Origin of the sequence: Pseudonocardia tropica, assembly GCF_040105315.1 — a bacterium.
Taxonomy (GTDB): Bacteria; Actinomycetota; Actinomycetes; order Mycobacteriales; family Pseudonocardiaceae; genus Pseudonocardia; species Pseudonocardia alni.
Genome location: NZ_JBEDNP010000025.1, coordinates 1 through 23,368, shown reverse-complemented (window position 1 = coordinate 23,368; position 23,368 = coordinate 1). Strand labels below are relative to the sequence as shown.

Genomic DNA, 23,368 nt, shown 5'->3' with positions numbered 1-23,368 from the left:
GATCACTGGCGATCGCACCACACTTCCGCCCCGGAGACGCGCTCGCCGACGCCGCGCTCGAGGCCGTGCTCGGGGTCGCCGATCGGCCTTTCGCGCTGTTCGGCCACAGCATGGGCGCCTCGGTGGCCTTCGAGGTCACCCACCGGCTCCGCCGCGAGGGGCGGGCTCCGACAGCGCTGTTCGTCAGCGGTCGCACCGCGCCGTCGTGCATGCGGACCGACCGCGTGCACCTGCGTGGGGACGACGCCCTCCTCGCCGAGATCGCCGAGCTGGGCGGGACCGACCGGGCGTTGCTCGAGTCCGCCGAGATCCGCCGGATGGTGCTGCCCGCCCTGCGCGCCGACTACCGCGCCGCGGAGTCCTACCGCTGGTCGGGCGGTGAGCCGCCGCTGACCATCCCGCTGCACGTGCACGTCGGGGACCGTGACCCCAAGGTCCGGGTCGACGAGGCACGGGCCTGGCGGGCACAGACGGACGGCCGGTTCACCCTGACGACCTATCCGGGCGGGCACTTCTACCTCGCCGGGCAGGTCGGCGCGCTCGGCGCCGCCGTCGCCGCGGAGCTCGCGGCCGCGTGAGCGGCGGCATGGGTGGCGGCATGAGTGGCGATGTCGATGGGCCGATCGGAAGAGGCTCGTCGTTCCTGGTCACCGGTGCCCGGTGATCGAAGGATGACGCCGGGCGGACTCCCGCCTCCCCGAACAGAGGATGGACCATGAACCGGATCGCACGGAGTGCCGGAGCGCTCCTCGCCGCACTCGGGCTGGCGACCGTCGCCGCCTGCGGTGGCAGTTCCACCGACGCAGGCACGGCCTCGCCCACCACGCCGGTGGAGCTGACGTTCCTGGGCTACAGCGTCGGCACCCCCGACCTCGGCGGGCAGGCCATGCAGGCGCTGATCGACGAGTTCCAGGCCCAGAACCCCGGCATCACCGTGAAGACGCAGCCGGTGGCGGTCGCGGACGTCCTCACCAAGCTCAAGGCGGACACCGCGGCGGGCAGCCCGCCGGACGTCGCGCAGATCGGCTGGAGCAAGATGGCCGAGGCCTACGCCGACCTGCCGATCGCTCCGGTGCAGGAGCTCGCGGGCGCGGAGTGGGCCGACCACGTCGGCGGCCCCACCCCGATCGCGCCGAACCTTCTCGAGGCCGTGGCGAACGAGGGCGTGGTCAAGGCCATGCCGTTCACCATGTCCGTCCCCACCCTCTACTACAACGCGGACCTGTTCCGCGCCGCGGGCCTGAACCCGGACACCCCGCCCACCTCGATGGCTGAGATCGGCGCCGCGGCCCAGGCCATCGCGCGCAGCGGTGCCGCGGGCACCTACATCGCGGCGGCGGACGTCGGCAAGTCCGACTACCTGACCCAGTCGCTGATCAACACCGCAGGCGGCTCCCTGGTGAGCCCGGACGGCCAGGTGACCGTCGACGGGCCCGAGGCCGTGAACGCGCTGACCCAGGTCCAGGCCCTTACGACGTCGGGGGCCCAGCCCGCCATCTCCACCGCCGACGCCATCACGCTGTTCGGCTCCGGACGGCTCGGCATGCTGCTGGCCAGCACCGGCGCGCTGGCCTCATTCGAGAAGGCCTCCACCGGCAAGTTCGAGCTGCGCACCGCCGCGTTCCCGACGATCGACGGCAAGACCGCCAAGCCCACGTACTCCGGCGCCGGTCTCGCCGTGCTGGGCGACGACAAGGCCCGGCAGCAGGCGGCCTGGAAGTTCGTGAAGTTCATGACGACCCCCCATGCCTACACCACTTACGCCAAGAAGATCGGCTACCTGCCGCTGCGTCCGGCGCTGGCGAACGACCCCGCCTACCTGAAGGACTACTTCGCGCAGAACCCGCGGCTGCTCCCCGCCCTGTCCCAGCTCGACACCGTCGCGCCCTACCAGGTCTTCCCCGGTGGCCAGGCCAACCGCGCCGTCGTCGTCCTGCAGGACGAGGCGGTGGAGCCGATCGTGCTCCGCGGCGCCGACCCCACCACCACGCTGAAGGCGGCGGCCGACAAGATCCGCTCCCTGTCGACGCGGTGACGTCCACCCTCGACAGGGCGGCCCCGCGGGCCCGGGCAGCGCAACCCGGCCCGCGGGGCCGCCCGTGGCTCTATCTGGTCCCGCTCGTCCTGGCGCTCGGGGTGTGGGTCTACGGCCCGCTGCTCTGGACGGGCGTGCTGTCCCTCCTCGACTGGAACCTGATCTCGCCGAACCCCGAGTTCGTCGGCGTCGACAACTTCGTCGCGGTGTTCGGCAGGCCGGAGACGACGAACGCGCTGGTCCGCACCGGGTACTACGTGCTGGGGATGCTGCCGTTCGCCACGGTGATCCCGATGACGCTGGCGATCCTGCTGTGGCGCAGGCCCGGCCGGGCCGCCGACGGCTACCGGGCGCTGCTGTTCTCCCCGGTGGTGCTGGCCCCGGTCGCCACGGCGATCTCGTGGCAGTTCCTGCTCAGCCCCCAGCAGGGCCTGGTCAACACGGTGCTGAGCGGTGTCGGCCTGCCCGCGCCGAACTGGCTCGGCGACCCGCGCACCGCACTGCCGGTGATCGTGCTGGTCACGGCGGGCAAGATCGTGGCGCTGAACATGCTGCTGTTCTCGGCCGCGCTCGCGGGGGTCGACCGCCGGGCCATCGACGCCGCCCGCATCGACGGTGCCACCGAGTGGGAGACCACGCGGTTCATCGTGCTCCCCCAGCTGCTGCGCACGATAGCGCTGCTGTCCGCGCTCTGTGTGATCGTGGCCGGTCAGTGGGTCTTCACCAACGTCGCGGCGCTCACCCGCGGCGGCCCCGACGGCGCCACCGACAACATCTACTACCGGCTCTACACCGAGGGCTTCGACTTCTTCGACGCCGGGTCCGCGTCCGCCCTCGCGGTCGCGATCACGCTCGCCCTGGCCCTGCTCTTCGGCGCCGCGGCCCTGTGGAACCGGAGGCGCTCCCGTGCGTGAGCTGCGTTGGCACACCACATTGCTCGTCACCGGGCTGGCCGTGTCCTTCCCGCTGGTCTGGGCCCTGCTGACCTCGTTCCGGCCGCAGAACGCGATCTTCGAGATCGGGCCGTCCCCGGTGTCGGTGGCGAACTACGTCGACGCGGTGACCCTCTTCCCGATCGGGCGGCTGCTGCTCAACTCGTTCGTGACGGCCCTGGGTGTGACCGCGTTGCAGCTGCTGGTCGCGGTGCTCGCCGCCTACGCCATGCTCAGCCTGGGCGCTCGCAGCCTGCGCTGGGTGCTGGGCGCGGTCACCGTCTCGCTGGTGGTGCCCCTGCAGGCCATGGTCATCCCCCAGTTCCTGATCGCGACGGGTCTGGGGTGGCGCGATTCCTACGTCGGGCTGATCGTGCCCCAGCTTGCCTCGTGCGGGCTGGCGGTGCTCCTCATGTGGGAGCACACCCGGTCGATCCCGAAGAACCTGCTCGGAGCCGCGGCGATCGACGGCGCGCGGCCCGCCGAGACGCTCTGGCACCTCGTGCTCCCCCAGCTCCGCCCCGGCCTCGGTGCCGTCGGCATCCTCGTGTTCGTCACGACCTGGAACGAGTACCTCTGGCCCGCGCTGATCGCCCCCAGCCCCACGAACACGACGATCCAGCAGGGGCTCGCGCTGTTCAACAACCAGGAAGGCGGCAACCCCGGCCCGCTGCTGGCCGCCTCCGTCCTGGCGTGTGCCCCCGTGCTGGCGGTGTACGCGATCTTCTCGCGGCGGATCACCGCTGCGTTCCTCCAAGCCGGAAGGCGTTGACGTGACCCTGGAGAAGGAGCTGACGGACCTGCCCACGGCGGGGGCCGCGGGCATCGAGCTGCGGGGGATCCGGCACCGCTACGGGACGATCCCCTCGACCGGCGCGCTCGCCCTCGACGTCGAGCACCTGGCCGTCCCCGACGGCTCGCTGTCGGTGATCGTCGGACCGTCCGGCTGTGGGAAGTCGACGATGCTCTCGATCGTCGCCGGGCTGCTGGCCCCCACCGAGGGGCGCGTGCACGTCGGCGGCGTCGACGTCACCGACGCCGCTCCGGGGGCCCGCGGGCTGTCAATGGTCTTTCAGGACTACGCGCTCTACCCCCACCTGACGGTCGCGGCGAACATCGGGTTCGGCATGCGGCTGGAGGCGCGGCACTCGCGCGGCGCGGGACCCGGCCGGGCCGAGATCGACCGCCGGGTCGGCGACGTCGCCGGGCAGCTCGGCCTGTCGGAGTTCCTCGGCCGCAAGCCCGCCCAGCTGTCCGGTGGGCAACGCCAGCGGGTCGCGCTGGCCAGGGCGATCGTGCGCAGGCGCCGGGTCCTGCTGCTCGACGAACCGCTCTCCAGCCTGGACGCCCAGCTCCGTGCCCAGGCGCGCGCGGAGCTCGCCCGACTGCACCGCGAGCTCGGCGCGACCGTCGTGATGGTCACCCACGACCAGTCCGAGGCGCTCTCGATCGCCACGCACCTGATCGTCATGCGAGGCGGGAGGGTCGTGCAGGCCGCCGCCCCCGACGAGGTCTACCGCCGCCCGGCCGACGAGTTCGTCGCGACCTTCGTCGGTAGTCCGGCGATGAACGTGCTCGAGCACGAGGGGACGCGGTGGGGATGGCGTCCGGCGGACGGCGTGGTCCACAGCGGCGGCTCGGGGACGTCGACCGGGGGTCTAGTCCTGGACGGGACCGTCGACATCGTCGAGTTCGCCGGGCACGAGCGCCTCGTCCACTGCCGCGGAGCACGCAACGGCCGGTGGTCGTTCACCGAGCCCATCGCCACGCCGCGCGCGGTGGGCGACCACGTGCACGTCCTCGTGCAGGCCGGGGACCTGCACCGGTTCGACCCCGACACGGGTGTCCGCCTCGACGCATGAGGACGGGGGACGGTGGTGGCCCGAGACCCCACCGTCCCCCGTTCGGTCGGTACTGCCGGTCAGACCGGGAACACACGCCCCGGAGCCGCCAGGTGCACCGGCCCGGTGAAGGACTCGGACGCCTCGGCGCCGCGGGCCTTGAGCCAGTCGGGGTCCGCGGTGACGAAGTGCGTGAGGACGAGCTCCCCCACGCCTGCGTCCCTAGCGACCCGACCCGCGCGGGTGGCACTCATGTGACCGTCGGAGACGTCATCCGGCAGCTCCAGGGTCGACTCGCAGAGCAGCAGGTCGGTCCCGCGGGCGAGCTCGGTGAGCCGCTCCACGTCGCAGGTGTCCCCGCTGTAGACCATGCTCGAGCCGTCGGGGCCGGTCACGCGCATCCCGCAGTTGGACATGGTGTGCTGCAAGGGACGCAGCTGCACCCGGCAGTCGCCGATCACGAGGTCGTCGCCCGGTTCGTACTCCCGGATCTCCAGCGCGCCGTGGAACGCCAGGTCGAGCTCAGGCCGGGTGGGGATCGGGAAGACGCCGGCGAGCCTGCCGAGCGCCTCCCGACCACCGACGGGCACGTAGAGCGGAATGGGTCGGTCGGGCGGCGTGCTGGTCACGGGCAGGGTCGGAAACGACTCGGCATCGAGGTGCCGCGTCATCAGCACCGCCTTGCCGAGCGGGAGCACGTCGTAGCAGTGGTCGGTGTGCAGATGGCTGATCACGATCCCGTCAAGCGCGGCGGGCGTGGTCGACGCGGTGAGCGCGGTCACCGCACCCGGCCCGCAGTCGAGCAGGATCTGGGTCGAGTCGGTCGAGACGAGGTAGGCCGAGCTGGCCTGCCCGTCGGCGGGCATGGCCGCCCGGCATCCGAGCACAGTCACGTTCACGGGTGGAATCCTCCCTGGCGACACCGCGATGTCATGCGGACTTTCCCGATCCAATGGTCGCGATCACGTCGAGCAATCGCCGAGCCGTCAGCGGGTACTCGGTGTGGTAGGCGTCAGTCGGTGGAGCGACCGGGCAGCCCGCGGACGAGCGGCGCGTCTCGGTCGATCGGGCCGGTCTTCGCCGCGCCACCGGGCGAGCCGACCCCGGCGAAGAACTCGGCGTTCGCGGTGCCGTAGGCCGCGAACGAGTGCGGGAGGTCCTCCTCGTAGTAGATCGCCTCGACCGGACAGACGGGCTCGCAGGCGCCGCAGTCCACGCACTCGTCGGGATGGATGTAGCGCATCCGGCCCCTTCGTAGATGCAGTCGACCGGGCACTCCTCGATGCAGGACTTGTCGGTGACGTCGATGCAGGGCTCGGCGATCACATAGCTGCCACCGAGGGCCGTGACGTCGGTGTCGTGGACCTGCGATCGATCGTGCCGTTCGACGACCAGACCGTCTGCGCCGAGGTGCGTCAGACTGGGCGCGCGGTCGTCGTCGCCGAGGCACCGGGATTCGCCTCAGTCGCCTCGGAGATCGTCGCCCGGGTCACCGAGCGTTGCTTCCACCAGCTCGAGGCTCCGATCCGACGGGTCACCGGATTCGACATCCCCTACCCGCCGCCGAAGCTGGAGCAGCGTTTCCAGCCCGATCCCGACCGGATCCTGGACGCCGTGGACTCCTTGCAGTGGAACCGCCCCGAGGGATCGACCGCGGCATGAGCACCAATGTCTTCGCCCTGCCCGATCTGGGTGAGGGGCTCACCGAAGCGGAGCTGGTCCGATGGCTGGTCAGCGCAGGCGACAACGTCGCCGTCGACACGCCGCTGGCTGAGGTCGAGACAGCGAAGGCGACCGTCGAGGTGCCCTCGCCATACGGCGGCGTCGTCAGCGAGCTACACAGCCGCGAGGGCGACACGATCGCAGTCGGCGCGCCGATGGTCTCCTTCACCGACGACGCCGACCTGCCGGGAACCGAGACGGACACCCCAGGCTCTCAGGCATCCGGGCACTCAGGTCCCGTTTTGATCGGCTATGGCGTCCAGGGAACGGCGCCCTCGCGACGCCGCCGTCGACCGGCCGCCGGTTCCGAAAGCCTGCCAGGCTCCGCGATATCGCCGCCGGAGGACGAGCTTGCGCCTCCGTCTGCCCGGCCGGCAGTGCAGTCTCCCGCCGTGCGGAACCTGGCCCACAGCTCGGGACTTGACCTCACCACCGTCCCTGGTACCGGCCCGGACGGGCTGATCACCCGACAGGACGTAGAGCAGGCAGCACAGCTGCCGGCGGGACGCCTTACCGGAACCGACCCGACGGACAACTGGTCCGACCCAGCCTGGCACGAAGCCCAGGCAGTCCGGCTCGGCTCGGGCAGTCCCAGCCACCAGAGCGACGTCACAGCGCACCTTGCCCGAGCTCAGCTGCATGCGACCCTCGCAGTGGCGCTCCGACTCCGGCGAGTCGAGAAGACCGTCGGGCAGTAGGACGCGGCCGACCGGCCAAAGCTCAACTCGCGGACCGCTTCGAGCGGCAAGCGAAGACGGTTCGATGGATCCAGTAAACGATCGTTACCGAGACTCATTCAGCGCCCGACCGGACACCCAGCTAAGATCCAGCCTGCAACTCGGTACCGAAATCAACATCTCGGAACTGGCCCGATCAGGGTTAAGGGGACTCGTGTCGTGACGCGCTACGGGTACGCGCGGGTCTCCACCCGCGAGCAGAACACCGACCACCAGACCGACGCCCTGGTCGCCGCCGGCGTCCCGCCCGAGAACCTGTTCGTCGAAAAGGTCTCCGGCAAGCTCGCCTCCCGACCGAAACTCGACACCCTGCTCGGCCTCCTGGTCCCCGGCGACGAGGTGGTGGTCACCCGGCTCAAGCGCATCGGGCGCTCCCAGCAGCACCTGCTCGACCTCGTGCGCCGCTTCGGCGACGGACAGGTCGACTTCGTGGTGCTCGAACAGGGCATCGACACCTCCACCCCCGGGGGGCGGCTGGTGTTCCACTTCCTGGCCGCCCTGGCCGAGTACGACCGCGAGATGATCGTCGACGGCACCCTCGACGGCCTCGCCGCCGCGCGGGCCCGCGGCCGGGTCGGCGGACGGCCCGCGGCGCTCTCGGCACGTCAGCTCGACACCGCCCAGCAGATGTATGACACCGGCCAGCACACCGTCGACCAGATCGCCGACACCTTCCGGGTCGGGCGCAGCACCCTCTACCGGGCGCTGCACGCCCACGGCGACGGCCGCGACTGCGCCCTGATCATCTACCGCAATAGCCGCCCGAAAGTCGACCACACACAGCGGCGCTACGGCGAGACCGGCGCCGGCGAGAAGTTCCAGCTCGAGGCCGACCGCAAGTGGTTCCCCATCGCCCCGGCCCGCCGGACCCGGCTCCGCGCGATGGTCTACGTCGTCGACGGCGTCGTGGCCCGCGTCCGCGCCGTCACCGGCGAGCCCTCCGCGTGGAGCGACGACGACCGTGGCTACGCCGATGTCCCGGTCGGCCCGCCCCTGACCGACCTACAGATCGCCAGGCAGCTACCCACCCTGGGCATCGCCCTCGGCGACCCGCGCCCGCACCAGCGCGGCAAGATCCGCGAGTACCTGACGCTGTAGCCCATCAGCCCAAGGCGACGAGCCGAGGTCGCGACCTACTTCGCCCCTGGTGACACGTTCCTTAACGGCACCCCTAGACGGCGAACGGGTCGAACCAGTCCGGAACGGCGCGTTTGCGTTGTCCGGCAACGCGTTCGCCGTTGAGGTAGGCACGGATGGTCTTGCGGTCATGGCCGAGGTGTCGGGCGATCGCGGAGATCGTCCAACCCCGGCGGTGGAGCGCGTGCGCGTCCACATCGTCCTCCCGTGTGAGCATGAGAGGTGGAGGTCCCTTCGAGCGGCGCCGGTGGTGAGAGACCAGCAGCTTCGAGGGGACCTCCACCGTCTCGGCGGAGCCACGCGGGTGGGGAATTTCAGTGAGCAGCTCTGGGGAGATTCACCTGAGCGCCGTCAGTGTCGGTACGTGCTGAACCGCCCCGGTCACCCGCATCCGTCATGGTCGCCGACGGCGTGTGGGTGGGCGCGGCGAGAGGTGACGGAGGATTGCCCGGCGATCGGTCGGGTCCCAACAGGGCGTCGGACAGGTCGACGGGCTTGGCCTCGACCTCGTCGGGGAAGGACTCCGCTTCGGCCAGCTCGACGATGAAGCGGTGAAGTGTCTCGACGTCCAGCGGGGTAGCGGCCCGGAGGGCCACGCCGGACGCTCCCGCGGTTCCTGACTCCATGACTGCCATCTTGACCATCGGGTGCCCGTGAGCGATCCGGTTGCGATACGGGCGAAGCGCCCGGGGCGATCGGCCGCCCGGAGCCCTGATCGACCTCGGCCGGCGGGCACGTTGATCGCACTATCCGAGCCGGTTCGGCCAGGGTCGCTGTGGTCAGGGCGGTGGCAGCGGTGCCCATGGCTTCGGGGTGGAGAGCACGACCGAGGTAGCGGGTTTGCCGTGTTCGTTGAGGGTGTCGATGACGGGTTCGAGCTCGCTGAGGCTGGGGGAGACGACGCGTAGGAGGTGGTCGTCGGTGCCGGTGATGCGGTGGTCTTCGAGGATGCGCGGGTTGTCGGCGGCGAGTCCGGCGACGGTGACCGAGGCTCGTCGGCCGGGGGTGGTGATCACGATGAAGGCCTGGGCGGCGTAGCCGGCGCGCTCGGGGTCGACGTGGGCGTGGTAGCCGGTGATGACGCCGAGGCGTTCCAGGCGGCGGATCCGGGCGGCGACCGCGGGGGCGCTGAGCGACACGCGGCGGCCGAGCTCGCGGAAGCCGTGCCGGGCGTCGTGTTGCAGCTCGGAGAGTAGCTGCCAGTCCACCTCGTCGAGTTGAGTCGTCATGTCGATGATCTCAGCCCGGGACGTGTCGATTGACAAGTTGCATCCGTCGTTTACCCTTCGTCGGCTATGCCGCTGCGGCGTTGACCTGCCTACTGTGCTCGTCCATGGTGATCGATGTGGTCTGCCGGTCGTGACGGCGCGGGCGTGGGGCCTGTTCGCCGCGGTCGCGGTGTTGTGGGGCGTGCCCTATCTGTTCATCGGGCTCGCGCTGCGCGACCTCGGGGCGATGACGGTGGTCGCGGGCCGGGTCGTGATCGGGGCGATGGTGCTGGTTCCGGTGGTCGCGTGGTGGTGTCGTCCGTGGCCATCGCTGCGCGGTCGATGGGGTCGGCTGGTCGTGGTCGCGGTGGTGGAGGTGGCGGTCCCGTTCACGCTGATCGCGCTCGGCGAGCTGACCGTGGCCTCCGGCCCGACCGGGGTGATCATCGCGACCGAGCCGTTGTTCGTCCTGCTCATCGCCTGGGCTCTCCGCGACCGCGACCGCGACCGCGTGCCGACGCGGGCGTGGTGGGGCCTCGCGGTCGGCTTCACCGGCGTGGTGGCGCTGGTGGGGTTCAGCGGCGCCGGGGCCGGTGTCCCGCTGATCGTGGGTGCGGCCGCGTCCTACGCGCTGGGGGCGGTGTTGGTCGGGCGCTGGTTCGCCGACCTGCCCGGGCTGGTCGTGGCCGCGGTGATGTTGCTGATCGCAGCGGTTCCGTGCACCGTGCTGGCGATGCTGCTCGACCCCGCGCCGTCGGCCTCGGTGACCGCGATCACCGCGGTGGTCGTGCTGGGTGCGGCGTGCACCGCGGTCGGGTTCGCGTCGTTCTTCGCCCTGATCGCCAGCGCCGGCGCCGCCCGGGCTGCGCTGATCACCTACGCCGCCCCGGTCGTGGCCACCATCGCCGGTGCGGTCGTGCTCGACGAGACCGTCACCCTCGCCACCCTCGCGGCCATCGCTCTTGTCCTGGCCGGCGCGGTGCTGGCCACCCACCGACCCGACCCAACACCTGGGCATCGCGCATCGGAGCCTGCACCGGAGCCAGGGCTATGACCTGCCAGAACCGTGAAGCCGTGCCGGGCAGGACCGGGGTCGAATTCGACACCGATCCCGGGCGCGTCGACCTCGACCGGCTGTGGGCGTTTCTGTCCGAGCACGCCTACTGGGGCCGTTGGCGCTCCCGTGACGACGTCGCGGCCCAGCTCGCCACCGCGTGGCGCGTCGTCGGGATCTACGAACCGGATTCGAGGGAGATGATCGGGTTCGCCCGCGCGGTCTCCGACGGGGTCGCGTTCGCCTACCTCGCCGATGTCTACGTTGACCCCGCCCACCGCGGCCGTGGCCTGGGCCGCGCACTGATTCGCGTCATGATCGACGAGGGACCCGGGCGGGAGTTCCGCTGGATGCTGCACACCGCCGACGCCCACGATCTCTACCGGCACTTCGGATTCCAGAGCCCGGACCCGATGGTGATGGAACGGCCCGGAGCGAAGCCCGCGGGCCAGCCCGGCGCGAACGAGTCGTGAGATCGACAAGACTCGTCGGACTGCGGTGCCGTGAGCTCGGCACATCACGCGACGGGCGGGAGTTCTGTTGTCTCGACCTGACAGCGGCCGCCGCGACGGTCGCTCCACGGGACGGGCCGATTGTCGCAGGACCCCGTCCCAGCAGCAGATCCGCTACCGGCAAGCGGCTGATCAGGGACGTCGGCGGGCGTGCTCCTACTGCCGTTCGGCGTTCCCTCTGCGGGACCAGCGTCCCGACGGCGGTGGCCTACGCGCCGGTAGCTATCTCGATCTCCGGGGCGCCGACCGTGCGGCCCGTTGCTGGACCGGAGTGGCGACCGACGCTTCTATGTCTGTCAAGACCTCAGGTAGGGATCATGGTTGCGGCGAGGGTTCTGTAGAGCTCACGGGTGATGTAGCGCTTGAGGCAGCGGCGGATCTCGCGGGGGGACTTGCCTTCGGCGGTGCGCCGCTCGACGTAGGCGCGGGTGCGCTCGCAGCAGCGCATCCTGGTGAGGGCGATGGTGTGGACGGCGCGGTTGAGCGCCCGGTCACCGCCGCGGTTGAGCCGGTGTCGCTTGGTGCGTCCGCTGCTTGCCTCGAGTGGGCTGGTGCCGGCGAGCGCGGCGAACGCGGCGTCGTTGCGGCACCGGCCGGGGTGGGAGAAGGACACGATCGCCTGGGCGGCGCTGACCGGGCCGACACCGCGGCGCTCGGTCAGCCCGGGGACGAGGTCATCGACGATGGCGTGGAGCTGGGCGCGGTTGGCGTTGAGCGCGCGGGCGCCCTCGCGGACCGCGACCGCGAGACGGCGCAGCTCACCGTGGCGCACGGCCTGGGCCCGGTCGGCATCTCGGGGGCTCCTGCGCCTGGCCAGCCCGGCCAGAACGGTGTCGGTGAGCCTGGCGCGGGCGGCGCGTCGGTCGGTGTCGTCACCGCCGAGCAGCAGCGCGCGGAGCCGGTTGGTCTGCGCGGTGTGGCTGCTGGTGAGGTCGTGGCGGGCGCCGAGCAGGATCCGCAGCGCCTCGCGATCGCCGTCGGCGCGCGGGGTCGGGAGCTGGTCGGCGTTGAGCTGTAGCGCGGTCAGCACCGCCAGGTGCGCGTCGATCGGGTCGGATTTGCCTTTGCCCCGGCGGGCTTTGCGGTTGGGCTGTTCGCACTCGATGACTGTCAGTCCGGCTGCGGCCACAGCGCGGGCCAGTCCGAGTCCGTAGCTGCGGGTTCCTTCGATCGACACGGCCAGTCGTGGGCCGGGCGAGTGGTCGACGATCCAGGCGAGCAGCTCGGCGTAGCCGGTGCTGTCGTTGCTGATCTGGCAGGTGGCGACCGGGGTCCCGGTCGGGAGGGCGATCTCCACCTCGTGGGTGTCGCGGTGGGTGTCGACACCGACGACGGCGTCGACCATTTCTGCCAGCATGGGCACCGGCTCGGTCCTTCCTGCAGGGAGCGGGTCACGGGTCGGCACCGGCCTGGGTGGAGTCACCGAGTGGCACATCTGTGACGGGTCACGCCGCAGGGCGGACAGGCTTCTGATCAGGCCAACCTGGTGGGCCAGGCCGGTGCCGGCAACCACAGCGGACACGTCGGCACGAAGGCACACCGAAGCGGCCAGATGAGTTCGGAGTCACGCTGGGTCACCGGCACCGATCCTGGTGGTCCTCCTCCCAGGAGCACCGATACGACACTCACAGATGAGTTCGCGGTGCCCGGACGGTCGGCCCCGGAAGACGACACGATCGACCCGAGGAGTACTGCGATGACGACGACCGACTCCACCACCGCTGTAGACCCGAACCTGCCGCAGATCGTCTCCCGCGAGGAGTGGGAGGCGGCCCGGGTGTCGCTGCTGGAGCGGGAGAAGCAGATGACTCGCGCCCGGGACGCGCTCAGCGCCGAACGTCGCCGGCTGCCGATGGTCGAGATCACCGGGGCCTACACGCTGACCGGGCCGGACGGCCCGGCGTCGCTGCGGGAGCTGTTGGGCCGTACCGCCAGCTGCTCGTGGCGCACGTGATGTTCGACCCGGAGTGGGACCGTGTGTGCTCGAGCTGCACCGCCGGGATCGAGGAGCTCTCGCCGGGCCTCTACGATCATCTGCACGCCCGGGACACCGAGCTGGTGCACGTCTCCCGCGCGCCGATCGAGAAAATCCGGTCCGAGCAGGCCGCCAGGGGATGGACGTTCCCGTGGATCTCCTCACACGGCAGCCGGTTTAACTACGACTTCGGCGTCACGGTCGACCCGTCGGTCACGCCGCCGTTCTACAACTACCGCCTCCAGGACATGCCCGACGGTGGAAGCTTCGAGGGCCCGGGCCTGAGCTGCTTTTTGCGCGTCGGCGAACGCGTGTTCCATACGTACTCGCAGTACGCGCGCGGCTTGGAGTCCACCGGCGGCTCCTACTACTATCTGGACCTCACAGCGCTGGGTCGCCAGGAGGAATGGGAGGAGCCGAAGGGCCGCTCCAAGCATCCCGCGGTGCCGGATTTCTCCTGACTCGGGTGGTTGGCCCGCTCAAGCGCCCGGATGGGCCGGCGGTCACCGGCTCAACCTGAGCTCGTCCGACCGAGACGACCAACCTGCACGGAGTGCTATGTCCTCGCGCACGGATGCCGCCGCTGCCTACTTCGACGCCTTCGCCGCCAATGACCACGCGAAGATCCTGTCCCTGCTCACCGACGACGTGGTCTGGACCATCCACGGCCACCGTGACCTCCAGGGGAAGGAAGCCTTCGACTCCGAGATCGAGAACGACGCCTTTCAGGGTGCTCCGCAGCTCGACGTGGACCGCCTCATCGAAGCTGGTGAGACGGTCGTCGTTCCGCACGTCGGCGAGGTCCGTCAGGCTGACGGGGCGCTGTTCCGGTTCGCGGCCTGCGACATCCTCACCTTCACCGGCGAGGACCTCATCTCACGCGTCGAGTCCTACGTCGTTCCGCTTCTCCTCCCAACAGGCTGAATCTGTCCGCTGACGGATCGATCAGTGAGACGCGGTGACCAGCGCCGTCAGGCCGGGCAGAGCCAGTGATCGCTCGCTTCTATAGCCGCACTCGACTCGGCGGGTGACGGGAACGGGCGGCGGAAGGTGAACGCGGTCGGGGTCGGGCCGTCGTTGCGCAGATGCCGCACCCGGTACTCGGCCTCCTCGGTGCTCGGGCGGTGCCCGGCCGGCACCCACCACAGGGCAGTGGTCGCTTCCGCTGCCTTCTGGAACCACTCGCGCCTGCGACGCATGATCGCCAGGTGCGGGCCGGAGAACACCCAGTCCGCCAGGGCCTCGACCGACGACCAGACCGTCAGGTTCACGATCACGCCGTAGCTGTCGGCTACGTCCCAGCCGAAGGCTTGCACCGCGGTGGCGTTGCCGTCCTCGGTCTGCAACCGCCACCGGAACCCCGGCGCCGCGTCGCCGGAGGCGTTGACCTCGTCGAGCGCGGCCACGAACTCCGCGAGCTGCGGGGAGTCCAGCGGGGCCAGCAGCCGGGAGACGTTCACCTGCGCCAACTCGAAGCTCACAGCGCCGCACCGTAGCCGAGATGTTGCCTCCGTAGCGAGTGCCGAGGTGCGCCGCAGACCGATCCTGTACGGGACTGGCTACGCGAGGCGCCGCTCGGCGGTGAACTCGCCGGGCGTATCGCCGGTGTTGACCGTCGAGCTGGGCTCAACGAGGACGACCTCGGCACCGCCCACCGAGACTGGCTGATGGGGCACCCCGCGAGGGACCACGTAGAGCTGTCCGGGGCCGAGTTCAACATCGCCGTCGTCCATGCAGATGGTGAGCTGCCCGCTCACGACGAGGAACACCTCGTCGGTGTCGGGGTGGCTGTGGCGGGTGAACTGGCCCTGGGTCTTGACGACCCGGACGTCGTAGTCGTTGAGTACCGCGACTGTTCGCGGCGACCACGGCTGCTCGAGGGCGGCCAGCTCGGTTCTGAGGTCTACCGCGTGCTCCATCCCTCAAGGCTCGCGCACCCGGTTCCCGTCCGCCAGAGCTGGTCTCTTCGTTGGGCGATCCTCCCGTCACGACATGGATGGCGGTTCATAGACCCGACCGAGAGCGGGGCGGCGAGGTGAGCTTCTTCCGGGCTGAGCACCTACACGCCGTCGGTGAGATCCCGCCCGAACCAGTCGAGCGCATCTCCATCCAGGCGCATGACCTCGATCTCGTCGAGTCCGCGTGCTTGCAGTCGTTCGTAGAATCGGATCGCGTTGATGTTGGTGCGCAGAACCCACCATTCCAGCCGGGCGCAGCCACGGTCGGCGGCCAGCCGTGCGAGGTAGCCGAGCAGAGCCTCTCCGATCCCCAGCCCGCGGTGCTCGCGTTCGACGTAGAGATCTTCGAGGTGGATGCTCCCGCGGCCGAGGATCGTGCTGTAGGTCGGGTAGAAGAGCGCGAACCCGACGGGTCGCCCCCCGATGGTCGCGACCACGGCTTCAGCGATCGGTCGGGCTCCGAACAGGGCGTCGGCGAGGTCGACGGGCTTGGCCTCGACCTCGCCGGGGAAGGACTCCGCCTCGGCCAGCTCGACGACGAAGCGGTGCAGCGTCTCGACGTCCTGCGGGGAAGCGGGCCGCAGGCCGACACCGGACGCTCCCGAGGTTCTGCCTGATCCTCCATGACGGCCATCCTGACCGCCGGTCACGGTGTCGTCGCCAGCCGCACCCCGACACCGATCAGAACGACGGCGGTGACGCGCTCCATCCACGCCCGCACCCGGCCGCGGAGCAGGACGCCCCGGGCTCGGGCCGCGAGCGCGATGAGGGCCGGATACCAGAGGAACGTGACGCCCAGGTGGATCGCGACGAGCACGATGCCCCACGCTGTCGCGGCCGGGCCGACCGGGAGGAACTGCGGCAGCAGGCTGATGTAGAAGACCCCGACCTTGGGGTTGAGCAGGTTCGTGAAGAACCCCGCCCGCAGTGCGACACGGGCCGACACGCCCGGCGCGTCGAGGGCATCGACGCCGCCGCCCTCGGTCCTGTGCCGGGGCAGGGTCTTCCAGATGGCCGACAACCCCAGCCAAACCAGGTAGACCGCTCCTGCGATCCGGACGATGTCGTAGGCGAGCGTGGACGCGGCCAGCAGCGCCGCCAGCCCGGCCAGACTGGCGACGGCCCAGACCAGACAACCGGCCGCGATCCCGCCGACGGCCGCTAGCCCGCTGCGCCCGCCACCGACGATCGTGTGCCGCAGGACGAGCACGGTGTCGATGCCGGGCGTCATGACGCCAAGGAGCGCGACCACCGTCCAGGTCGCCAGGGCCGTCGCGGACACCGGAGCCTCCGTCGCCTTCGCCGAAAGAACGCCAACGACTGCCACATCAACACGAGCACCTCCCCCTGTCGACCCCGGCAGACGGCTAACGGGACGGTCGGGCCGGGTTCGTATCCCCGACGCCAACGCGGGGCGCCGGGACCGTCGCCGCCCGAGGAAGGACAGGCGATCGCGTGTCCCGCCGAGGGATCCTCAACTGCAACACCTGCCCGCCGCGGCGGCCGGAGACAGGGAGGTCGGTGAGACACGCTGCAACCCTGAGAAGAAGACTCGTGTGAATCCGATACGCCGCAGGGCCCGGCGGCGACCGCCGACGCGCGCCGGTTGCTGGCCGGCCAGACCGTCACGCTGGTCGCCGAGCCCGAGGTCGACACCGACCCCTACGGTCGCCAGCTACGCTACGTACGGCTGCCCTCCGGCGCCGACTACGGCATCAGTGTCATCGGCGCCCCGCACACCGGGGTGTATCAGGGCGACAACGACGCCGACCCCGCCTACCTCGAGCGGCTGCGCGCGGCCGATGACGGCCGCGACTGCGGCTGAGCTGCTCGCCCGTCCGCGTCGGTTCCGCTCGTGCGGGGGCTGGCCCGAGGCGGCCGATGACAGCTAGCAGTGCTAGTGGTGTCTACCTGGTGTGGCGCGACGCCGCCGCCGGCGTCGACCACGTCCGTGAGCAGGGCCGCCACGTCGACGCCGCGCTGCTGGCCCACACTTCCCGGCCCGCGGCGAGAACATTGAGGCTGATCGGTTCGATCACCGTCGACGTCGACGCCGGGAACTCGCTCGCCTGGGGCTCCACTGGACACCCGTCCACTGCTACCCGATCTCGGCGGTGTCAGTGGGTTCGACGAGGTCCCAATTCAGCAGGGAGGTGCTGAATTGGGTCAGCGGGTGGTCGGGCCCGTGGAGGTGGTGGAGGTGCTCGTGGATCGGGGAGGCGAGCGCGCGGGCATCGTCGGGCCGGTGCTGGGTGTGGTGGGCCAGCGCGAGGGCCAGGGCGGCGTTATGGGTGCTGGGGTGCTCGGCGCCAAGGAGCCGGCGGCGGTCGTGGTGGAGCTGGGCGAGGGCGGCTTCTGCGGTGTCGAGCTCGCCGGCGGCCAGCTGGGCCAGGGCCAGGTTTCCCCGCACGACCAGGGTGTCCGGGTGTTCGGCGCCGAGGGTGTGGGCGCAGGTGTGGGCTAGGCCGTGCAGGTCGGCGAGGGCGTGGCGTAGGTGTCCGCTGGCCAGTCTGGACAGGGCGAGCTCGTTGGCCGCGGACAGTGTGTCGTGGTGGTACGGGCCGCGGGCGCGGGCGCGGTCGGCTGCTCGGCGGGCCAGGACCGTGGGGTCGGCGCCGTGGGGTGAGGCGAGTTCGAGCAGCCGGGCCGTGGCGGTGCGCAGCATGTCGGTGGTCGTCTCGTCGCCGGCCGATCCCGCGCCCATAGAAGCGCCTCGAGGGATGGGCGGGGCAGGGCCCTCGGCGGGATCGGGTTGGTGGTCTGGGGGGTTCATCGAGGGCTCTTGGGCGGCGGCCGGTGTCACGGCCCGGCGAGGAAGACCAGCGAACCGCTGTGCGGCACGCCATCGGCCTCACCCGCCGTCGCGGCGCCGGTGTCGGGGTCGGGGTCGGTGGTCTCGTCGAGCGCGGCCGCCAGCTCGTTCACGGGGAGGGGCCGGGTGCGGGTGACGGTGGCGGCGAACAGGGCCGGCAGCGGCACGAACGGGTAGCTGCGGCCCAGGGCGGCGATGGCGGCGGTGAGTTGGCGGTGGATGCGGATGACCGTGTCGCCGCGGTGGCCGGGCAGGAGGATCAGGAACTCGTCGGGGCGGGTGCGGACCACCATGTCGCAGGCGGCCAGCGGCGCGGCCAGGGTCCGGGCCAGGCTCTGCAGCACGGCGAGTTCGGCGCGCGCGCCGTGGGCGGGGCGCAGCCCGGCCAGCGCGTGCAGGCGGATCAGCAGCATCCCGACCGGGAGCGTGCCGGGTCCGGACCCGGTGCTGTAGTGGGCCAGGAACCCGGGGGTGCGTAGCCCGGTCTGCGGGTCCCGGCCTCGGCCCTGGATCCGGTCGAGCTCGCGCAGGTAGTGATCACCGCGCTGTTCTCCGGCCTCGACGAGGTCGGCGGTGAATCCGAGCGCGTCGGCGAGCTGGGCCTCGGCGGCCACCCCGGGGGTGGCCAGCACCCGGGTCAGTACCTGGTCGAGCACGCCCAACTGTGCGGGGTCCAGCCGGTCGCCGAGCTGGTCGCGTAGGCGCAGCAGCTCGGTGTAGGCCAGCTCTCGGCGAAACGACCATCCGCCGCTGAACTGGCGTCCGCTCTCGAGGGTGGCCGCGGCGGGGGTCACGGTTTCGAGGTCGCGGGCGACCAGTGTGGCGCCGGTACGCGGCCCCAGTGCGGTCACGCTCCATTCCCCGGCCAGCGACTCGTCGGGGTCGAGTCGTACGTGGCTGACCCCTGGCGCCAAGCCGGGTGGGAAGTCCTCGGTGACCCCGACGACGGTCAGCGCGGCGCGGGCGGCGATCCGCCTGTACACCTCGACCTCGCGCTCGAAATACGACAGCCGCTGAAACAACGCCACCACGACAAGGGGGTCCTCGGGCTCGACCGCCAGGGCGAAGCGCTCGATCGCATGCGACATCGCCACCAGGATCGGCTTGGTCCACACGCGAGTCGCCTCCAGGCGCATACCCCCACCCGCCTCTCCTCGCGTCGCTGCCCGTCCGCGCGGCGGCCCGGCGCTCTGTTGCCCACAACTGGTCGGGCCGTCATAGGGTGACGCTGCGCAGTGACAGTGACGCAGTCAGCCCAGGCGGTTACCGACGAATGGGCCTATATCAGCGGTAGACGGACTCGGGTGTCTACGGCGCGTAATCTCGATGCTGCGTAGGGGTGAGGTGGTCGACTCTGCCGAGCCGGCTGGGCCCAGACAGGCCCCTCGGCCAAGCCGGCGCCGACCCAACCGCAAGGCCGGGTTACAGACGGCCCGCTCTGCACCCCGCCCCGGCTGCGGACCCGGGCGCCGGGATGCCATCGATGGCGATCGACTGTGGCTGGCGAGTGGCGCTGTCCATCCGCATCCTTGCACGCGACCGAGCTGCCGAGCAGGTCATCGGCGGCGGAGTTCGTGGACGCAACCCGGGCAGATCGGGCCGGTGAGCTGCCATCCGGCGCTGGGGCCCCGACCTGTCCCCGCAGCGGCCGCGGTGGGTGCGGCTCGGCCTGGTCGGTGAGTCGGTGTTCCTGTGGGCCGACCAGCTCCGGGTGCGGTCGTCGTGGTTGTATGAGTGGTGGTCCGACGCCGAGACGATCGGACTGACGCTCACTGACAAGAACACCGTGGACAAGACCACCGATGACAACAGCGGCGGCGCACCGGCCGGTCGGGACGGCTCCGGCCTGGGCGGCGTCCGGGACGAGTGGCGGCTCGAATCGAGGTAGTCCCCGATGCCCACCCGTGATCGGCGGCATCTGCGCCTGGTCGGCGCCGGGTTCCCGACGCCGCCGCGGGCGGAGACCCCGGATGCGCAGCAGATCCGGCTGGTACGCGCGGGGAAGCACGGCCGCGATCAGGCCGCCGCGGCGATGCGCTCGCGCACGCGGGACAGCCTGAACGGGTTCGGCATCGCCGAAATCACCGTGCTCGCGGCCGGAGTTCGTGCACAACTCGACGCTCAGGCCGCCGACGACCGAGCCGCCGACGACCGAGCCGGCGGTGATGGGGCCGGCAGCGGGCTCACCACGGTGGAGGCGCTGCGTGCTGCGTGGGACGGCTACACCGACGTGCTGGACTGGCTAACCACCAACGACCGCTGCATCTACCACGGTGAGCTGCGCTGACGCGCCGCGCCCGGCGCGCGAACCCAGACGCGCTCAGCCACCGCACGCCCGGTCCGCCCGGGCCCGCGGTGATCCTCTTCCCGATCGTGGTCCTGCGGGTCGGCCACGACCTGAACTAGCCCTGTGGCCCGATGCTGGGACCACGGCCGTTGGGACCGTAAGCCTCCGGCCGGGGGGCCTCCTGAGTTGCCGCTGGGTGGAGGGGTACTGCGGCGCCGGTGGCGGTGTCCGGCTCGGGCCGGGGGCGGTGCAGTGCGGCCGAGACGGTGCGGCCGGCGGCGCGGTCGAGCCGGTCGCGGGCGCGGTCGTAGCGGCGCGAGGTGCGGGGGTCCTTGTGGCCGAGCATGTCTTGCACGTCGCGCAGGTCGCGGCCTTCGTCGAGGGCGATCGTCGCGGCGGTGTGGCGCAGGCTGTGCGGGCTGATGCCCTTGGCGCCCAGCCCGGCGGTGCGGGCGATCCGGTCGAGGGCGTGGGCCAGTACCTGGCGGGTGGGCCAGGCGGCCCGGTACTGGAACAGCGGCCCGGCCCGGCGGTCACCGAGGTAATCGGCCAGCGCGGCGGCGGCCTCGTCGGGCAGGGCGATGCGCTTGATCCGGCCGCGTTTGAGCCGTACCCGCAGGGTGGTGGTGCCGCGCTCTGCGCCCAGGTCGGTCACTGCGGCGCCGGCGAGCTCGGAGACCCGCAGGGCGGTGCCGAGGAACACCTCGATCAGCGCGCGCTCGCGCGGGCCCATGCGGGTCGCGGCCGTGAGCAGCTCGCCGGCCTCGTCGAGACTCAGGCCGACGGTGGTCGAGTCGTCGTCGAGTTCCGGGCGGGCGACGTGGGTGAACGGGTTGGCCGCGACGTCGCGGGCGAAGTGGGTGCTCGCGTAGCGCAGAAACGAGCTGACGGCGGTGAGCTTGCGGGCCACGGTGGCCTCGGCGTAGCGGGTCCCGCGCGGGGTGGCCGCGGTGTGGGCGAGCCATTCGCGGTAGCCGTCGGCGTGGAACCGGGCCGGGGCCAATGCGTCGATGCCGAACCGGTCGGCCCAGGAGAAGTACTGCCGCAGATCGACCCGGTAGGCCGCGCGGGTGCGCGGCGAGCGGACCGAGAGCAGCCAGGCCCCGGCGATGGTCTCCCGGCGCGGCGGGTGCCATGCCGCCACGGCCGCCGGCTCGTCGTCGCCCGGTCGCCAGGCGATCTCGGCGCCGCCGGCTCGGGTCATCGGGGTATCCCAGCACCGTCGGCCACCGGCGCCCCGGCCGACACGCCGACCCGGATCATCCGGGCGAACGGCCTCGGGTCGAGGTTGGCATATTTACGGTTATGCCAACTCATGTTGGCGAGAGCCCGTCAGTTACGCGGTGGAACGACGGATGTCGGCTACGCCACATTCGGCGTGTCGCTCCTTGCAACTGCCGCGGATCGAGACTCGGCGCGTCTCGGGCGACGAGTTCCCGGACATGTGAGCAACGTCACAGCGGGTCCCGTGGTGCGCGCCGTGGGGCCCCATCGGTTCCCGCGAGTTCCCGACTGTCCCGCTGAGGCCGTCAGTGCCCGCCTCGTGCCGCCTCGTGCCGCGGGGGACGGGCCCCCGGCACGACGGGGGCCGATCGCATCGTCGGGGCCCGCCACTACATTCACTCATGAGTCTGGAAATGGCAGCGGGCGGCACCTGGCCGGGTGCCGCCCGTGTGTGAGCTGCCATCTCCGTCTCGAATCCCAGGTGCAATCTCGGAATCGGATGAAGGGCGGTACTCGCTGATGACTGTACAGCCGAGCGACGACAACTCGAATGGCCGGGCCCAGCCCGGCTACTCAGGTCCCCCGGTCCCGCCGACCCGGCTCGGGTCGGTCGTGCACGGCGGCGACGGGGAGGCGTACCGGCGCGTCCGGACGCTGCTGTTCCTCGCGCTGGCGCTGCTGCTGGCCTTCGGCTGGGTCGCCGGGATGCTCATCCCGCCCGCGTAGCCGGGGCGGCCCCGACCCGGCCTGGCCGACCTACCGCAGCGGGAACCGCATCGCGGCCTTGAACCGGGCGACCGGCGGCAACGTCCGGATCTCGGCCAGCTCCGCCTGCCGCTCCCGGTGCCGCTCCCACCCCGCCTCGTTGCGACGGTCGATGGCGCCGGCCGCGGAGCCGGCCCGACGCATGATCGTCTCGCGCTGCTCGGGGGTGAGGATCGGGGCCCGGCGCTTGCGGCGCGGGACCCAGGAGACCGGGCCGGGCAGCGGAATCGAGAGGCGGAACGGCATATCTCCTGCATCGCCCGCCGCCCGTCCGGCGCTACAAGCGGCGGGCGAGCGCGATGATCACGGCGAGGATCAGCAGGATGAGGAGGACGGTCAGCAGCATCGAGTTCACGGGTTCACTCCCTTCCCGGCGAGCCCGGCCAGCGCCTCGACGACGGCGTAGACCAGCCACGCGGCGGCGGCGAGGAGGGTCGGCGGCAGGACGACGGGCGCGGCGAGCGCGGCGACGAGGGACGTGTCGCGCCACCCACCGTCACGGCGCCCGGCCCACAGCGCGCCGTAGCGGACGCCGCTCCGCATCAGCCAGCGCCGGACCGGCGGAATCCCGGTCTCGCGCAAACGCCCGGCGCAGGATCGCGTCGGCGTCGCGATGGGACACGCCCGCTCGATGCCGTCGGCGGCCTCGTCGCGTCGCGCCGGGGCCGCCTCCGCCGGATATGGCACGGTGGGGGTGATGACTGGCCTCGTCGCACTCTCGTGTTGCGGTCGGTCGTGGGTCGGCCCGGACCGGGCGCACTGCTGCGGGCGCCACGGCGGGTGCGGGCAGGTCTTCGACGACGCCGCATTGTGGGATGCCCACCGGAGTCGTGGCGCGTGTCGGAACCCGAAAGAACTGGCCGAACTCGGACTGGCCCGGACGAAAAACGGAATCTGGATCCGGCAGTAGAGCCGAGTACGCGACGAATGCGCCAGGCGCCGACCCCGCCGCCGACACCGAACAGGGCTATTCGTGGCACAGCAAATGGCTTACAGTTATCTCCTGACGGAATGGCACGTGGCGAGCCTGAGCTGAGGTCACTGAACCTTTCCCAGTAGGGATTTGATCATGTGGTGTGGCCGTGTTCGATGTGGAGCAGCACGAGCGCGGCGGCGGTGATGGCGCCGATGCGCCAGGGGCAGAGGCTGACCCGGCGCAGCGCTTTGAA

Annotated in this window: 31 protein-coding genes and 3 pseudogenes; 18 read left to right on the top strand and 16 right to left on the bottom strand. The window is 71.3% G+C overall.

Features of this window, described 5'->3' with window-relative positions:
* The first annotated feature begins 65 nt into the window (after nucleotides 1-65).
* The 5 genes from WHI96_RS25450 to WHI96_RS25430 all read left to right on the top strand — a co-directional run bounded on the left by WHI96_RS25450 (nucleotide 66) and on the right by WHI96_RS25430 (nucleotide 4,829).
* Entirely contained in the window at nucleotides 66-578 is a 513-nt protein-coding gene (locus WHI96_RS25450) for a thioesterase II family protein (RefSeq protein WP_349302458.1), read from the top strand.
* 137 nt (nucleotides 579-715) lie between these two features.
* Entirely contained in the window at nucleotides 716-2,035 is a 1,320-nt protein-coding gene (locus WHI96_RS25445) for an ABC transporter substrate-binding protein (RefSeq protein WP_337826898.1), read from the top strand.
* Nucleotides 2,032-2,949, top strand: a complete 918-nt coding sequence (locus WHI96_RS25440; protein WP_337826899.1) for a carbohydrate ABC transporter permease — start codon at nucleotides 2,032-2,034, stop codon at nucleotides 2,947-2,949. Before WHI96_RS25445 ends, WHI96_RS25440 begins: the two co-directional genes overlap by 4 nt.
* Nucleotides 2,942-3,739 (top strand): carbohydrate ABC transporter permease, encoded by a 798-nt coding sequence (locus tag WHI96_RS25435; RefSeq protein ID WP_253066995.1) that lies wholly within the window; start codon nucleotides 2,942-2,944, stop codon nucleotides 3,737-3,739. The genes WHI96_RS25440 and WHI96_RS25435 overlap by 8 nt, the downstream gene beginning before the upstream one ends.
* Before the next feature lies 1 nt (nucleotide 3,740).
* A complete protein-coding gene (locus WHI96_RS25430) occupies nucleotides 3,741-4,829 on the top strand; it encodes an ABC transporter ATP-binding protein (protein ID WP_253066996.1) in 1,089 nt (362 codons plus the stop codon).
* 59 nt (nucleotides 4,830-4,888) lie between these two features.
* Here the strand turns inward: WHI96_RS25430 and WHI96_RS25425 are convergent, their stop codons facing one another.
* Both WHI96_RS25425 and fdxA read right to left on the bottom strand, forming a co-directional pair.
* The gene (locus tag WHI96_RS25425; RefSeq protein WP_253066997.1) at nucleotides 4,889-5,707 is read right to left on the bottom strand and encodes an MBL fold metallo-hydrolase; all 819 of its coding nucleotides are present in this window, start codon (nucleotides 5,705-5,707) and stop codon (nucleotides 4,889-4,891) included.
* 113 nt (nucleotides 5,708-5,820) lie between these two features.
* Nucleotides 5,821-6,134 (bottom strand): annotated as a pseudogene (gene fdxA / locus WHI96_RS25420) (ferredoxin).
* A 3-nt stretch (nucleotides 6,135-6,137) separates the two neighbouring features.
* On the opposite strand from fdxA, the pseudogene WHI96_RS25415 reads away from it, so the two are divergent.
* The 3 genes and pseudogenes from WHI96_RS25415 to WHI96_RS25405 all read left to right on the top strand — a co-directional run.
* Nucleotides 6,138-6,470: pseudogene (locus WHI96_RS25415) on the top strand (transketolase C-terminal domain-containing protein); the annotation flags it as partial.
* Nucleotides 6,467-7,228, top strand: coding sequence for a biotin/lipoyl-containing protein (locus WHI96_RS25410; protein ID WP_337826901.1), 762 nt, complete (start codon nucleotides 6,467-6,469; stop codon nucleotides 7,226-7,228). The pseudogene WHI96_RS25415 and the gene WHI96_RS25410, both read left to right, overlap by 4 nt.
* Before the next feature lie 198 nt (nucleotides 7,229-7,426).
* Nucleotides 7,427-8,365 carry a recombinase family protein gene (locus WHI96_RS25405; RefSeq protein WP_094928610.1) on the top strand — a complete coding sequence of 313 codons (939 nt, stop codon included), beginning with the start codon at nucleotides 7,427-7,429 and terminating at the stop codon, nucleotides 8,363-8,365.
* A gap of 73 nt (nucleotides 8,366-8,438) precedes the next feature.
* On the opposite strand, the gene WHI96_RS25400 is transcribed toward WHI96_RS25405, so the two are convergent.
* From WHI96_RS25400 to WHI96_RS25390, 3 genes are all read right to left on the bottom strand, one after another.
* A complete protein-coding gene (locus WHI96_RS25400) occupies nucleotides 8,439-8,621 on the bottom strand; it encodes a terminase gpP N-terminus-related DNA-binding protein (RefSeq protein ID WP_345647642.1) in 183 nt (60 codons plus the stop codon).
* A gap of 97 nt (nucleotides 8,622-8,718) precedes the next feature.
* Entirely contained in the window at nucleotides 8,719-9,000 is a 282-nt protein-coding gene (locus WHI96_RS25395; RefSeq protein ID WP_345647639.1) for a hypothetical protein, read from the bottom strand.
* A gap of 183 nt (nucleotides 9,001-9,183) precedes the next feature.
* The gene (locus WHI96_RS25390) at nucleotides 9,184-9,633 is read right to left on the bottom strand and encodes an Lrp/AsnC family transcriptional regulator (RefSeq protein ID WP_345647636.1); all 450 of its coding nucleotides are present in this window, start codon (nucleotides 9,631-9,633) and stop codon (nucleotides 9,184-9,186) included.
* Between the two features lie 130 nt (nucleotides 9,634-9,763).
* Here WHI96_RS25390 and WHI96_RS25385 point away from each other — a divergent pair, with 130 nt between their 5' ends.
* Complete coding sequence (locus tag WHI96_RS25385; RefSeq protein ID WP_345647634.1) at nucleotides 9,764-10,666, top strand: DMT family transporter; 903 nt, start codon at nucleotides 9,764-9,766, stop codon at nucleotides 10,664-10,666.
* A 20-nt stretch (nucleotides 10,667-10,686) separates the two neighbouring features.
* Nucleotides 10,687-11,139: a GNAT family N-acetyltransferase gene (locus WHI96_RS25380; RefSeq protein ID WP_345647632.1), complete on the top strand. Its 453-nt coding sequence runs from the start codon at nucleotides 10,687-10,689 to the stop codon at nucleotides 11,137-11,139.
* Between the two features lie 343 nt (nucleotides 11,140-11,482).
* On the opposite strand, the gene WHI96_RS25375 is transcribed toward WHI96_RS25380, so the two are convergent.
* Entirely contained in the window at nucleotides 11,483-12,535 is a 1,053-nt protein-coding gene (locus tag WHI96_RS25375) for an IS110 family RNA-guided transposase (RefSeq protein WP_345647661.1), read from the bottom strand.
* 339 nt (nucleotides 12,536-12,874) lie between these two features.
* On the opposite strand from WHI96_RS25375, the gene WHI96_RS25370 reads away from it, so the two are divergent.
* The 3 genes from WHI96_RS25370 (at nucleotide 12,875) to WHI96_RS25360 (ending at nucleotide 14,077) form a co-directional block, all read left to right on the top strand.
* Complete coding sequence (locus WHI96_RS25370) at nucleotides 12,875-13,132, top strand: DUF899 family protein (RefSeq protein WP_345647629.1); 258 nt, start codon at nucleotides 12,875-12,877, stop codon at nucleotides 13,130-13,132.
* Nucleotides 13,132-13,614: a DUF899 family protein gene (locus WHI96_RS25365; RefSeq protein ID WP_345647659.1), complete on the top strand. Its 483-nt coding sequence runs from the start codon at nucleotides 13,132-13,134 to the stop codon at nucleotides 13,612-13,614. The genes WHI96_RS25370 and WHI96_RS25365 overlap by 1 nt, the downstream gene beginning before the upstream one ends.
* 97 nt (nucleotides 13,615-13,711) lie before the next feature.
* A complete protein-coding gene (locus WHI96_RS25360) occupies nucleotides 13,712-14,077 on the top strand; it encodes a nuclear transport factor 2 family protein (protein WP_345647626.1) in 366 nt (121 codons plus the stop codon).
* A 47-nt stretch (nucleotides 14,078-14,124) separates the two neighbouring features.
* On the opposite strand, the gene WHI96_RS25355 is transcribed toward WHI96_RS25360, so the two are convergent.
* The 4 genes from WHI96_RS25355 to WHI96_RS25340 all read right to left on the bottom strand — a co-directional run bounded on the left by WHI96_RS25355 (nucleotide 14,125) and on the right by WHI96_RS25340 (nucleotide 16,393).
* The gene (locus tag WHI96_RS25355) at nucleotides 14,125-14,634 is read right to left on the bottom strand and encodes a DUF3291 domain-containing protein (protein WP_345647624.1); all 510 of its coding nucleotides are present in this window, start codon (nucleotides 14,632-14,634) and stop codon (nucleotides 14,125-14,127) included.
* 78 nt (nucleotides 14,635-14,712) lie between these two features.
* Nucleotides 14,713-15,072 (bottom strand): cupin domain-containing protein, encoded by a 360-nt coding sequence (locus WHI96_RS25350; RefSeq protein ID WP_345647621.1) that lies wholly within the window; start codon nucleotides 15,070-15,072, stop codon nucleotides 14,713-14,715.
* A 140-nt stretch (nucleotides 15,073-15,212) separates the two neighbouring features.
* Nucleotides 15,213-15,761: a GNAT family N-acetyltransferase gene (locus WHI96_RS25345; RefSeq protein ID WP_345647619.1), complete on the bottom strand. Its 549-nt coding sequence runs from the start codon at nucleotides 15,759-15,761 to the stop codon at nucleotides 15,213-15,215.
* On the bottom strand, nucleotides 15,758-16,393 hold the full coding sequence (locus WHI96_RS25340) for a LysE family translocator (protein WP_345647617.1): 636 nt from the start codon (nucleotides 16,391-16,393) through the stop codon (nucleotides 15,758-15,760). Before WHI96_RS25340 ends, WHI96_RS25345 begins: the two co-directional genes overlap by 4 nt.
* A gap of 324 nt (nucleotides 16,394-16,717) precedes the next feature.
* Here WHI96_RS25340 and WHI96_RS25335 point away from each other — a divergent pair, with 324 nt between their 5' ends.
* Entirely contained in the window at nucleotides 16,718-16,936 is a 219-nt protein-coding gene (locus tag WHI96_RS25335) for a hypothetical protein (protein ID WP_349302457.1), read from the top strand.
* A 273-nt stretch (nucleotides 16,937-17,209) separates the two neighbouring features.
* Here WHI96_RS25335 and WHI96_RS25330 read toward each other — a convergent pair whose 3' ends face one another.
* A complete protein-coding gene (locus tag WHI96_RS25330; RefSeq protein WP_345655161.1) occupies nucleotides 17,210-17,815 on the bottom strand; it encodes a hypothetical protein in 606 nt (201 codons plus the stop codon).
* 95 nt (nucleotides 17,816-17,910) lie between these two features.
* Nucleotides 17,911-19,038 (bottom strand): DICT sensory domain-containing protein, encoded by a 1,128-nt coding sequence (locus tag WHI96_RS25325; RefSeq protein WP_345655158.1) that lies wholly within the window; start codon nucleotides 19,036-19,038, stop codon nucleotides 17,911-17,913.
* Nucleotides 19,039-19,607: 569 nt separating this feature from the next.
* Between WHI96_RS25325 and WHI96_RS25320 the strand changes: the two genes are divergently transcribed.
* Nucleotides 19,608-19,811, top strand: coding sequence for a hypothetical protein (locus WHI96_RS25320; protein ID WP_349302456.1), 204 nt, complete (start codon nucleotides 19,608-19,610; stop codon nucleotides 19,809-19,811).
* A 6-nt stretch (nucleotides 19,812-19,817) separates the two neighbouring features.
* Nucleotides 19,818-20,210 carry a hypothetical protein gene (locus WHI96_RS25315; protein WP_345655153.1) on the top strand — a complete coding sequence of 131 codons (393 nt, stop codon included), beginning with the start codon at nucleotides 19,818-19,820 and terminating at the stop codon, nucleotides 20,208-20,210.
* Nucleotides 20,211-20,325: 115 nt separating this feature from the next.
* On the opposite strand, the gene WHI96_RS25310 is transcribed toward WHI96_RS25315, so the two are convergent.
* Complete coding sequence (locus WHI96_RS25310) at nucleotides 20,326-21,414, bottom strand: tyrosine-type recombinase/integrase (RefSeq protein WP_345655150.1); 1,089 nt, start codon at nucleotides 21,412-21,414, stop codon at nucleotides 20,326-20,328.
* 539 nt (nucleotides 21,415-21,953) lie between these two features.
* Here WHI96_RS25310 and WHI96_RS25305 point away from each other — a divergent pair.
* Entirely contained in the window at nucleotides 21,954-22,160 is a 207-nt protein-coding gene (locus WHI96_RS25305) for a hypothetical protein (protein ID WP_345655148.1), read from the top strand.
* A 30-nt stretch (nucleotides 22,161-22,190) separates the two neighbouring features.
* On the opposite strand, the gene WHI96_RS25300 is transcribed toward WHI96_RS25305, so the two are convergent.
* Both WHI96_RS25300 and WHI96_RS25295 read right to left on the bottom strand, forming a co-directional pair.
* On the bottom strand, nucleotides 22,191-22,445 hold the full coding sequence (locus WHI96_RS25300; protein ID WP_345655145.1) for a hypothetical protein: 255 nt from the start codon (nucleotides 22,443-22,445) through the stop codon (nucleotides 22,191-22,193).
* Between the two features lie 105 nt (nucleotides 22,446-22,550).
* Nucleotides 22,551-22,742 carry a hypothetical protein gene (locus WHI96_RS25295; protein WP_345655142.1) on the bottom strand — a complete coding sequence of 64 codons (192 nt, stop codon included), beginning with the start codon at nucleotides 22,740-22,742 and terminating at the stop codon, nucleotides 22,551-22,553.
* 70 nt (nucleotides 22,743-22,812) lie between these two features.
* Between WHI96_RS25295 and WHI96_RS27970 the strand changes: the two genes are divergently transcribed.
* A complete protein-coding gene (locus tag WHI96_RS27970; RefSeq protein WP_425571749.1) occupies nucleotides 22,813-23,109 on the top strand; it encodes an FDXHR family putative zinc-binding protein in 297 nt (98 codons plus the stop codon).
* A gap of 157 nt (nucleotides 23,110-23,266) precedes the next feature.
* On the opposite strand, the pseudogene WHI96_RS25290 reads toward WHI96_RS27970, so the two are convergent.
* Nucleotides 23,267-23,368 (bottom strand): annotated as a pseudogene (locus WHI96_RS25290) (IS5/IS1182 family transposase); the annotation flags it as partial.

Excerpts from the sequence above, each read along its gene's own strand:
- WHI96_RS27970 (WP_425571749.1), top strand. The coding sequence starts at position 22,813 with ATGGGACACGCCCGCTCGATGCCGTCGGCGGCCTCGTCGCGTCGCGCC.
- WHI96_RS25300 (WP_345655145.1), bottom strand. The coding sequence starts at position 22,445 with ATGCCGTTCCGCCTCTCGATTCCGCTGCCCGGCCCGGTCTCCTGGGTC.
- WHI96_RS25410 (WP_337826901.1), top strand. The coding sequence starts at position 6,467 with ATGAGCACCAATGTCTTCGCCCTGCCCGATCTGGGTGAGGGGCTCACC.
- WHI96_RS25390 (WP_345647636.1), bottom strand. The coding sequence starts at position 9,633 with ATGACGACTCAACTCGACGAGGTGGACTGGCAGCTACTCTCCGAGCTG.
- WHI96_RS25400 (WP_345647642.1), bottom strand. The coding sequence starts at position 8,621 with ATGCTCACACGGGAGGACGATGTGGACGCGCACGCGCTCCACCGCCGG.
- WHI96_RS25445 (WP_337826898.1), top strand. The coding sequence starts at position 716 with ATGAACCGGATCGCACGGAGTGCCGGAGCGCTCCTCGCCGCACTCGGG.
- WHI96_RS25305 (WP_345655148.1), top strand. The coding sequence starts at position 21,954 with ATGACTGTACAGCCGAGCGACGACAACTCGAATGGCCGGGCCCAGCCC.
- WHI96_RS25310 (WP_345655150.1), bottom strand. The coding sequence starts at position 21,414 with ATGACCCGAGCCGGCGGCGCCGAGATCGCCTGGCGACCGGGCGACGAC.
- WHI96_RS25360 (WP_345647626.1), top strand. The coding sequence starts at position 13,712 with ATGTCCTCGCGCACGGATGCCGCCGCTGCCTACTTCGACGCCTTCGCC.
- WHI96_RS25370 (WP_345647629.1), top strand. The coding sequence starts at position 12,875 with ATGACGACGACCGACTCCACCACCGCTGTAGACCCGAACCTGCCGCAG.
- WHI96_RS25365 (WP_345647659.1), top strand. The coding sequence starts at position 13,132 with ATGTTCGACCCGGAGTGGGACCGTGTGTGCTCGAGCTGCACCGCCGGG.
- WHI96_RS25375 (WP_345647661.1), bottom strand. The coding sequence starts at position 12,535 with ATGCTGGCAGAAATGGTCGACGCCGTCGTCGGTGTCGACACCCACCGC.
- WHI96_RS25350 (WP_345647621.1), bottom strand. The coding sequence starts at position 15,072 with ATGGAGCACGCGGTAGACCTCAGAACCGAGCTGGCCGCCCTCGAGCAG.
- WHI96_RS25295 (WP_345655142.1), bottom strand. The coding sequence starts at position 22,742 with ATGCGGAGCGGCGTCCGCTACGGCGCGCTGTGGGCCGGGCGCCGTGAC.
- WHI96_RS25315 (WP_345655153.1), top strand. The coding sequence starts at position 19,818 with ATGCCCACCCGTGATCGGCGGCATCTGCGCCTGGTCGGCGCCGGGTTC.
- WHI96_RS25330 (WP_345655161.1), bottom strand. The coding sequence starts at position 17,815 with ATGGGCGCGGGATCGGCCGGCGACGAGACGACCACCGACATGCTGCGC.